An 8,958-nucleotide genomic window follows, 5' to 3' on the forward strand; every position below is an offset into this window, starting at 1 on the left:
GCGATCGACGCGGCCGCCGCCCGCGCGGCCGACCCGGGCGGACTCCGGTTCACGGAACGCCAGCTCTACTACGAGACCTGCCGCGTCCTCAGCCCCGCCGCGCGACTCCTGCGCCGCCTGCCCGGCACCCCGCCACCGGCGCTGCGCCTGCCCGCGTTCACCCGCGCCCTGGACGGGCGGGGCCGGGAGACCGTACCGGGCCTGCTGCCCCCCGCGCCCCCGGCCGGCCCGGCGCGGCACCAGTCCCGCGAACCGGACCTGTACGACTACGGGCTGCCCCGCCTGCTGCTCTGCCAGGACCGCTCCATCGCCGCGATGCTGCTCGCCAACCACGTCCACCTCGAAGCCGCCTGCCCCGTCCTCGCCGTACCCGACGCGCTGCCCCTGGACCCGCGCCTCCTCGCCGCACTGGAACGGGCGGACGGCGCCACCGTGCACGTCCTGCACGACGCGAGCCCCGAAGGCGTGACGCTCCCGGCCCGGGTACGAGACGCCCTGGGTCCCGTCCCCGGGGTACGGGTGAGCTCCCTGGGCCTCGTACCGCGGCACGCCGGCGCCCTGCGACTGCCCTCGGGACGCGGCCCGGCTCCCGACCCCGCCGCGGGCACCGACTGGCCGGCCGCGCTGCGGCCGCGCGAGGCCGCCTGGCTGGCGCGGGGCCGGTTCGCCCAGGTCGCCGCCGTACCCCCGGCCCGGCTCGTACGGACCGTGCTGCGCCTGACCCGGGGGCCGCGACCGCCCCGCGACTCCTGGTGGGGCGATCTGAGCGGTCTGCGCACCGCCGGCTTCCTGACCTGGCCCGTCGCGTGAACGGCTCCCGCGCTCCCCTCCACACACCCGAGGTACGCACACGATGATCCGGCCCCAAGAGATCGGCTACGCGGACGAACTCCTCGCCGACGGCACCGTCCACCGCAGGTACGAAGACGGCCTGGAGGAGTGGCGCAGCCGCACCCCCGGCCGCCCCCAGGTGGTGCGCTGGCACGACAACCGGGGTGCCTCCGGGACCGACGAACTGCTCGGCAACCGCGTCATCAAACGCACCCTGGCCGACGGCACCGCAACCTACGCCCGGGACATCGGCTACGGCCGCACCGTGTGGGCGCGCGGCGAGAAGGTCACCGTCAACCGGAGCTCCTTCGGCGGCCGGATGGGGGTGCTGCTCGCCGGGCTGGGCGTGGCGGCCCTCGCCATCACGGCCGCCCATCTGCCTCCGCTGAACATGACCCCGGAGGAGGAAGAGGCCCTGCGCCGCCAGCAGGAGCAGAGCCAGGCGTCGTCCTCCGGCGGCGACGGCGGGGACGGCGCAAGCAGCGGCGACGACAGCTGGGAAGCGGGCTGGGACGGCGACGAGGACGCCTGGAGCGACGACGACTTCGGCTGAGCGAGGCCGGAACACGAAGGAAGGGAACGAACCATCCGTGGCACGCTTCTGCGTCAGCCTGGCCGACACCACCGGGCGGGCCCGCGCCCACCTCGCGGCGATGGGCGGCGCTGCCGCCGGGCCGGACCGCGTCCCCCTGGACCCGCCGGGCGCCGCTCTGGGCCTGATCACCGGCGAACCCGGCCCGGCCGCGGGTCCGTTCACGGCGTGCGGACGGACGGCGGCCGGCGAGGTCACCCTCCACAACCGCCCGGTGCTGTTGGCCGCCCTCGCGGCGGCCCGGACCGCCGTCGCACCACCCGCGCGCGACTGCTCCGACGGCGAACTCCTGTTGCACTGCTGGGTGTTGCTCGGCGACGCCGGAGTGGCGCTGGCCGAGGGGATGTTCGTGCTGGCCGTGCTCGACGGCCCGGACCTGGTCCTGATCCGCGACCACGTCGGCGCCCGCACCCTCTACTACGCCCGGGCCGACGGCGCCTGGGCCGCCTCGACCTCACTGCGGGCGCTGCGCCGCTGGCCCGCGCTCGGCACGTCCCTGAACCTGTCGGCCGTCCGTTCCTTCCTCACCTTCGCGTACCTGCCGGGGGAGGAGACCCTGCTCACCGGCGTCCGCGAAGTGCTGCCCGGCCGGGTGCTGCGGCTGGCCCGGGACGGCCGGGTCACCGAAACGGTCCACTGGGAGCCCCGGGAGATCGTCGAGGACCCCGTCCCCGAGGATCCGACCGGCCATGTCCTGGCCCTGCGAGCCCTGTTGGAGCGGGCCACGGAGGTCCGGCTGCCGGTGGCGGAGCCCGCAGCGGTGCTCCTGTCCGGGGGCATCGACAGCTCCCTCGTCACCGCCCTGGCGGCGAAGCTGCACAGCCACCCCGTCCACACGTACTCGATCAGCTTCGGCGACGACCTGCCCAACGAGCTGGGCTACTCGGGCCTGGTGGCCTCCCACTGCCACACCCGCCACCGCATCCTGAACGTCTCGGGAGCGGCGGTCGCGGCGCGGCTCGCCGAGGCCGCGGCCCTGCTGGACAGTCCGGTGGGGGACCCGCTGACGGTGCCGAACCTGATGCTGGCCGAAGCCGTGGCCGCCGACGGCGCCTCGGTCGTCCTCAACGGCGAGGGCGGCGACCCCGTCTTCGGCGGGCCCAAGAACCTCCCCATGCTGGTCCAGGAGATGCACCGGACGCCGGGCGCACCCTGGGACGAGGACCGGGCGACCGCGTACCTGCGCTCGTACCGCAAATGCTGGACGGACCTCCCCGTCCTGCTGACGGCCCCGGCGCTCGACGCACTACGGGACGCCCCGCGCCTGGAACGGCACGTGGAGCCGTACCTGCTGGCGGAGGGCGGCGGCCCGTACGCCATGGAACACCTCCTCAACCGGCTGCTCCACTGCAACCTGCGGACCAAGGGCGCGCACCACATCCTGACGAAGGTGGAACGCCTCACCTCCTCCCAGGGCGTGGAGGGCCGTTCCCCGCTCTTCGACCGCGCGGTCATCGACCACGCCTTCGCCACCCCGCCGGGGTACAAGCTGCGCGGCACGGCCGAGAAGTGGATCCTCAAGGAGGCCGTACGGGACCTGCTCCCGGGCACGGTGGTCGACCGCCCGAAGAGCGGGATGCGCGTACCGGTCCAGCAGTGGCTGACCGGTCCGCTGCGCGACCTCGGCCAGGAACTCCTCCTCGGCCGCCGCTCCCGGCAACGGGGCCTCTTCCGCCCGGAGACCATCCGGACCTGGCTGAAGGGCGAGGGCACGCTGCTGCCCCGCCAGGGCGGCAAGCTCTGGCTGGTCCTGACCCTGGAGCTGTGGCTGAGGTCGTACGACCTCTGAGTCCTTCCGATCAGATCCCCGGTCGGGACCCCGATCGGATCCCGTTCCGCGAAAGGCACCCATGACCACCGCAGCCACCGGACCGAACGACGCGACCGGGCCGACCGAGCTGACCGATCCCCGCACCGGCCGGACGCGCGGAACCGCCCCGCTCTCCCGGGAACGGGAGGTGTCGGCCGCCGTGGCGGCGGCCCGCGCCGCGCTCCCCGGCTGGAGCGGCCTGACCCCGAAGGACCGGGCCCGCCGCCTGGAGCGCCTCGCGGCCCTGATCGAGGAGCACGCGGAGCAGTACGCGGCCCGTGAGCGGTCCGGCACCGGCAAGCCCGACAGTGAGACGGCGGGCGAGGTCGAGCAGGTGGCGGACCTGTTCCGGTTCTACGCGACGGCCGCGCGCGCCCGGACCGCCCCGGCCTCCGGCCATCTGGTGGCGGGCCACGAGAGCTGGGTCCGCTGGGAGCCGATCGGCGTGGTCGGGGTGATCGTGCCGTGGAACTACCCGCTGCTGATGGCCGCCTGGCGCTGCGCACCCGCCCTCGCGGCGGGCAACACGGTGGTGGCGAAGCCCGCCGAGACCACCCCCGACAGCCTCGGCCTGCTCGCGGAGCACGCGGCGCGGGCCCTGGGCGAGGGCGTGCTCCAGTCCGTCCCCGGCGACCGGCGGACCGGACGCCTGCTCGTGGAGTCCGCGGTGGACATGGTCGCGTTCACCGGCAGCGGCCGGGCCGGGGCCGACGTGGCCGCGCGGGCCGGGACCCGGCGCGTCAGCCTGGAACTGGGCGGCAACGCACCGGCGATCGTCCTCCCGGACGCCCCCGCCGACACCTGCGCCGCCCTCGCGGCGGCCGCCACGTACAACGCGGGCCAGAGCTGCGCGGCCCCGGCCCGGGTGATCACCCTCGCGGAGAACTACGAGGCCACCGTCGCCGGGCTGGCGCGAGCACTGGGATCCCGGCTGGCCGGCCGCGACTTCGGGCCGCTGAACAACCCGGACCAGGCGGCGCGTTACGACCGGCTGGTCGCCTCATCGGCAGCCAAGCGCAACCTCGCCGCGGAGCTCGCCCCGGACGTCGACGGGGAGCGGGGGCACTGGCGCCCGGCCCGGCTGCTGGCCGACCTCCCGCACGACGACCCGGCGGTGACCGAGGAGGTCTTCGGGCCGCTCCTCACCGTCCAGCGGGCGGAGGACGAGGAGGCGGCCCTGGCCCTGGCGAACAGCGTCCCGCAGGCCCTCGCGGCGAGCGTGTGGACCACCGGCCTGGAGAGCGGCCTCGAACTGGTCGCCCGCCTGAACGCGGGCGAGGTCTGGCTCAACTGCCACCTGGTGCAGACGGCGGAACTCCCGCACGGCGGCCGGGGAACCTCCGGGCACGGCACCGACCTCAGCGTCCTGGCACTGCACGAGTACCAGCGGCCGAAGACGGTGACCGTGCGCCGGGGCCGGCCGCTCAGAACCAGTTGAGCGTGAGCGGGAAGGTGGTGGTGGCCGCCGTCGCGGCGGAGTCGGTCGCGGTGGCGGTGATCTGGACGGTGCCGGTGGCCCAGGGCTTGCCCGTGATCCGGCCGGTGGCGGCGTCCAGGGTCAGCCCGAAGGGGAGTCCGGTGGCGGTGTAGCGGACGGGGGCCCTTCCTCCGGTCGTGGTGAGCTGGATCGTGCAGGTCTGGTTGAACTTGCACGTCTGGGGGCCGGGGTTGACCAGCTTCAGGTCACCGGGAGTCGGGGTGGGTGTCGGCGTCGGCGTCGTGCCGTCGGCGAACACCTCGGTGATCGGCTGGACGTTGGCGGCGTTGCCCGCGTGCGTCGCCGTCCCGAACAGGTCCTCCACGGTGCGCAGCAGGTGGTGGTGGCTGTACGCGGTCGCGTACTTCCCGGTCTTGACGTTCGCCCCGTAGAAGACGGTGGCGATCTGGTTGGAGCCGAGGTAGTTGTCCTCGTCCCAGGTCAGCACCAGCAGGCTGTTGTTGGCCTTCGCCCACTGCGCGTAGGCGTCGAGGCTGTTCCTCGTCCAGGTGTCTCCGGTGCCCACCGCGCAGGAGTGCATGTCGTTGCACAGGTTCGGCACGACGAAGGACAGGCTGGGCAGCGCCGCGAAGTTGTTCTGCGGGAACTGCGCCCAGGTCTTGCCGGTGTTGAGCGGGATGTTCTTGAAGGCGAACCAGGGGTTGTGCTTCTGGGCGTACTGGCCGTTCGTGCAGGCCGTGGAACCCTCGCTCGGCAGGTCCTCGTTGTACGTGGTGAAGGACTTGCCCGCCGCGATCACCTCCTGGCCCAGGTTGGCGGCGGTCATCGACTGGGCGGTGTAGCAGCCGTCGCCGGTGATGCCCTGGGTGCCTCCGGAGAAGAGGTTGAAGTAGTTCGGCTGGCTGGGGTGGGTCAGCGCCTTCATGCCGGTCAGGCTCGCGCCGCCGTTCGCCAGCTGGTTGATGTAGGGGGCGCTCGCGTTGCCGATGATGTCGCCGTACTGCTTGTTCTCGAACACCGCCACGACCACGTGGTCGTACGAGGGCAGTCCGGCCGCCGCGGTGCCGATCGTCCTGCCGGGCACCGAAGCGCTCTCCACCGCCTCGGAGTTGGCGATGGCGAAGGTGCCCAGCAGGCCGATCGCGCCCAGGGCGGCGACGAGCGCGGACCGGCGGGCCCGCCGTCTTGCGGGAGTGCGCATGAGGTTCACGAGGGGGTTCCTCCTTGGGGTCGGTCGGTTCGGTGGTGTCATTCCTCCCGCCGGGCCGCACCGGCCACGGCGATGTTCAGGAAGCGCGGTACGGGCAGCTCGCGGCCGCGGAAGTCCTCCGCGACCGCGGCCCGCACCGCCGCCAGGCGTGCCCCGGGCAGCAGGACGAGCACGCTCCGCCCCGGCCCCGGCCCCGGCGACCAGGCGCTCAGCGCCCCGGCCCGGCGGGCGCGGGCCACCGCCCGCGCCACCTCGTCCCCGGGGTCGCCGCGCACCGCCAGCAGCACGAGGCGGGCATCCGTGGCGGGCGGGTCGAAGGGGACGTACCGCGGCGCGCCCCCGGCGTCGCCGGACAGCAGCGCCGTGCCCGGCCGGGCGAAGAGCGCGGCCCGGCGCAGGGCGTCGTCCCCGTCGGGCAGCGCCCCGGCCAGCAGCCGGGCCAGGCGCGCCCGGTCCGGTTCCTCGCCCGGCGGCGTGTGGACGTCGGCCACCGCGAGCGCCAGCGCGCAGTCGATGGGCTCCGCCGTGGCCAGCCCGGCGGCGGGCGTGAGCGAGCCCTGCACGTGCAGATCGGTGCCGCCGCGGCCGTACCCGGCACGGGCCAGCGCCCGCAGCAGGGCGTACGGGCGCACGGCCCAGTCGGGCGCGTCGGGGAGCGGCCCCGACAGGGTCAGCGGCAGGTCGCAGCTGTCGGCGGGGTGGGCCAGCGAGCTGAGCCGCACCAGCCCGTCGGAACGCGGGGCGGCGGCAGCCGCCACGGGCCAGCCGGCCGCGGCGACGAGCCGGGGCGACCCGAGGTGGAAGGCGTACGGGGCGCTCCACACGGCCGCCGGGGGCCGGCCGTGCGCGGCCTCCAGGGCGTAGGCGACGAGCCGGAACAGCGGATCGGCGGTGGCTCGCCGGGCCAGTCCGCCGCCGACGGGATCGGAGGGGCCCGGGCCGGCCTCGCTGCCGGGTCCGGCGGGGGTCGGCCGGGCGGTGCTGTCCGTGCGGGCGTCGGCGTCGGCGCGGGCGTCGGCATCGGCCCAGGCGTCGGCGTGGGCACCTGCGTGCCCGCCGCTGGCTGCGGCAGCGGCTGCGGCTGCGTCCGTGTATGCGTCCACGTCGGCGTCGGTGCCGGCGCGGGGCCCCGGGATCACCGCGCGTCCTTCCGGGCCAGCAGCCGGTAGGCGTTGCCGCCGTCCGTGTGGCGCACCACCGCCGTCCGCAGGGTGTCGAGCAGGGCCGCCCCGGCGAACAGGGGCAGGGCGGTGGCCCGTACGGCCGTGACCAGGGCACGGGCCCGGGCGGTGGCCGGGGGACCCCAGGGGCGGTCCGGGTCCGGGGCCAGCCGGGAGGCCGTCAGGGCCACCGCGCCGAAGAAGTCGTTGCCCTGGTGGGCCGGGCCGTGTTCCTCGGCCAGGACGGTGAACCCCCGCTCGGCCAGCGCCTCCCGCAGGTTCGGGGCCGGGATCAGGTGCTGGTGCTGCGGCTGGAACCAGGGCAGCCAGGCGGGCCCCAGCAGCCGGGCCATCCCGGACTGCGGGTCGGGCACCTCGATGGCCAGCAGGCCGCCGGGGGCCAGGACCGCCGCCGCCGTGTCCAGTTCGGCGAGCGGCTCCCGGGTGTGTTCCAGGTAGTGGTACATGCTCACCACCTCGTACTGGCCCGCGAGTTTCCCGGCGAACTCCGGGAACTGGCCCTGGAACCCGGTCTCCACCCAGCCGCGCAGCTCCGCCTCGCGGACCCCGTCGCCCATGTCCAGGCCGTCGAACCGGGTCCCCGGCCACACCGCGCGCGCGGCGTTGCAGAAGTGGCCGTGCCCGGTGCCGACATCGAGCCAGGACACGGGACCGGCGGGACCGCCGTGCGGCCGGAGCATCTCGGCCCGCGCCCGGTACGCCGCGCCGAGCCGCCCGAAGACGGTCCCCGCGCCCTCGCCGCCGCGCCCGTCGTAGAAGTCGCGGTAGTAGAAATCCAGCCCCTCCGGCGTCAGCCGGGGGTTCTGGAAGACGTGTGCGCACGCGCCGCAGCGCTCCAGGGTGAAACTCCCCGGCTTGCCCTGGAGCAGGTCCGGCAACGTGACCTGGACCGAGAGCCGCAGGGAGCCGCACCAGGGGCAGTCCGGGCGGCGCGGTTCGAGGAACCGGTCGGTCCCGTCGGCCAGTTCGGCCCGGTACGCGGCGGCCCGGGCTGGGTCGGCTCCGTCGGCGGCGCCCGCGCTGCCGGTACGGGTCACGGCGGCGGCCGTTCGCAGACCCGCGCCGAGGGAGAGCAGCGGCCGGGCCGCCGTGGCCCGGGCCAGATCGGCGGGACGCAGCCGGGACCCCGGCCCGCCGAGGGCCAGGTACGGCTGCAGCCAGTACAGACCGGCCGCGGCGGCGCCCCACCGGCCCTGGCGTACGGCGGCCCGCGCGAGCAGCGCCAGCCCGGCGAGCTGCGCCGCGGCCAGCGCCCCCGCGGGCAGGCCCTGGGCCCGCAGCTCGGCGACGCGCGCCGGCCCGGTCGCCCCGGCGGGCGGGCCCGCGCTGAGCCCCGGGGCGATGGCCAGGCCCGTGGCGTCGGCCGCGTACTCCTTCAAACGGCGGAGCAGCGCGAGGAGTTCCGCCGAGTCGGGGTGCGGTCCGTCCGGGGCGTACCCGGCCCGGGCGAGGACCTCCTCGGCGACGAGCACGGCGTACCCGGCTCCGCGTCCCTCGCCCAGCCGGTCCTGCCGGTAGCGGGCCGGGTCCACCAGCCGCAGCAGACCCAGCGCCCGCTCGGCGGCCAGGTCGCCCGGCAGCAGGTCCAGCACCCGCAGCCCCTCCCGCTCGGCGTACGCGCAGGCGGCCAGGAAGGTCGGGCCGTCGGCCTCCACCCCGCGCGCGGCGAGCAGCCGCCATCCGGCGGCCCGCGGCAGGTCGGCGGGCTCGGTCGGGGCCGGGGGCAGCACCGGGACCGCCCGCAGCCTGCGGCGGGCCCGTACGGTGCCCGCGCCGAGGGCGGCGAGCGCCGCGGCACCGGCCCACGGGATCCGGGGGAGCGGGGGTGGTGTCATATCTGCTTCTCCAACCGGTCGGGCGCGGCGGCGGCTCCGCCGGCCGCGGCGAAGGAGGCAG

The 8,958-nt window shown here is 75.9% G+C and carries 7 protein-coding genes; 4 read left to right on the top strand and 3 right to left on the bottom strand.

The window, feature by feature from the left end:
• The 4 genes from ACFV0Q_RS33290 to ACFV0Q_RS33305 form a co-directional block, all read left to right on the top strand.
• Nucleotides 1–810 (top strand): hypothetical protein (locus ACFV0Q_RS33290; protein WP_385010492.1); only part of this gene is annotated, 810 nt, incomplete at its 5' end.
• A 43-nt stretch (nucleotides 811–853) separates the two neighbouring features.
• Nucleotides 854–1,384, top strand: a complete 531-nt coding sequence (locus tag ACFV0Q_RS33295) for a hypothetical protein (RefSeq protein ID WP_385010493.1) — start codon at nucleotides 854–856, stop codon at nucleotides 1,382–1,384.
• A gap of 37 nt (nucleotides 1,385–1,421) precedes the next feature.
• Nucleotides 1,422–3,212, top strand: coding sequence for an asparagine synthetase B family protein (locus tag ACFV0Q_RS33300; RefSeq protein ID WP_385010495.1), 1,791 nt, complete (start codon nucleotides 1,422–1,424; stop codon nucleotides 3,210–3,212).
• A 61-nt stretch (nucleotides 3,213–3,273) separates the two neighbouring features.
• On the top strand, nucleotides 3,274–4,671 hold the full coding sequence (locus ACFV0Q_RS33305; RefSeq protein ID WP_385010496.1) for an aldehyde dehydrogenase family protein: 1,398 nt from the start codon (nucleotides 3,274–3,276) through the stop codon (nucleotides 4,669–4,671).
• Here ACFV0Q_RS33305 and ACFV0Q_RS33310 read toward each other — a convergent pair.
• From ACFV0Q_RS33310 to ACFV0Q_RS33320, 3 genes are read right to left on the bottom strand one after another with little or no spacing between them, the layout of a single operon-like run.
• Nucleotides 4,658–5,872 (bottom strand): alkaline phosphatase family protein, encoded by a 1,215-nt coding sequence (locus tag ACFV0Q_RS33310; protein ID WP_385010501.1) that lies wholly within the window; start codon nucleotides 5,870–5,872, stop codon nucleotides 4,658–4,660. The two genes, ACFV0Q_RS33305 and ACFV0Q_RS33310, sit on opposite strands and share 14 nt — an antisense overlap.
• A 47-nt stretch (nucleotides 5,873–5,919) precedes the next feature.
• Nucleotides 5,920–7,020, bottom strand: a complete 1,101-nt coding sequence (locus ACFV0Q_RS33315; protein WP_385010498.1) for a galactokinase — start codon at nucleotides 7,018–7,020, stop codon at nucleotides 5,920–5,922.
• Nucleotides 7,017–8,897, bottom strand: a complete 1,881-nt coding sequence (locus ACFV0Q_RS33320) for a methyltransferase domain-containing protein (RefSeq protein WP_385010499.1) — start codon at nucleotides 8,895–8,897, stop codon at nucleotides 7,017–7,019. The genes ACFV0Q_RS33315 and ACFV0Q_RS33320 overlap by 4 nt, the downstream gene beginning before the upstream one ends.
• Between the last annotated feature and the right edge of the window lie 61 nt (nucleotides 8,898–8,958).

The sequence above is a fragment of the Streptomyces sp. NPDC059564 genome, assembly GCF_042735575.1.
Taxonomy (GTDB): domain Bacteria; phylum Actinomycetota; class Actinomycetes; order Streptomycetales; family Streptomycetaceae; genus Streptomyces.

Coding starts and splice junctions, on each gene's coding strand:
- ACFV0Q_RS33305 (WP_385010496.1), top strand. CDS start 3,274: ATGACCACCGCAGCCACCGGACCGAACGACGCGACCGGGCCGACCGAG.
- ACFV0Q_RS33295 (WP_385010493.1), top strand. CDS start 854: ATGATCCGGCCCCAAGAGATCGGCTACGCGGACGAACTCCTCGCCGAC.
- ACFV0Q_RS33310 (WP_385010501.1), bottom strand. CDS start 5,872: ATGCGCACTCCCGCAAGACGGCGGGCCCGCCGGTCCGCGCTCGTCGCC.
- ACFV0Q_RS33320 (WP_385010499.1), bottom strand. CDS start 8,897: ATGACACCACCCCCGCTCCCCCGGATCCCGTGGGCCGGTGCCGCGGCG.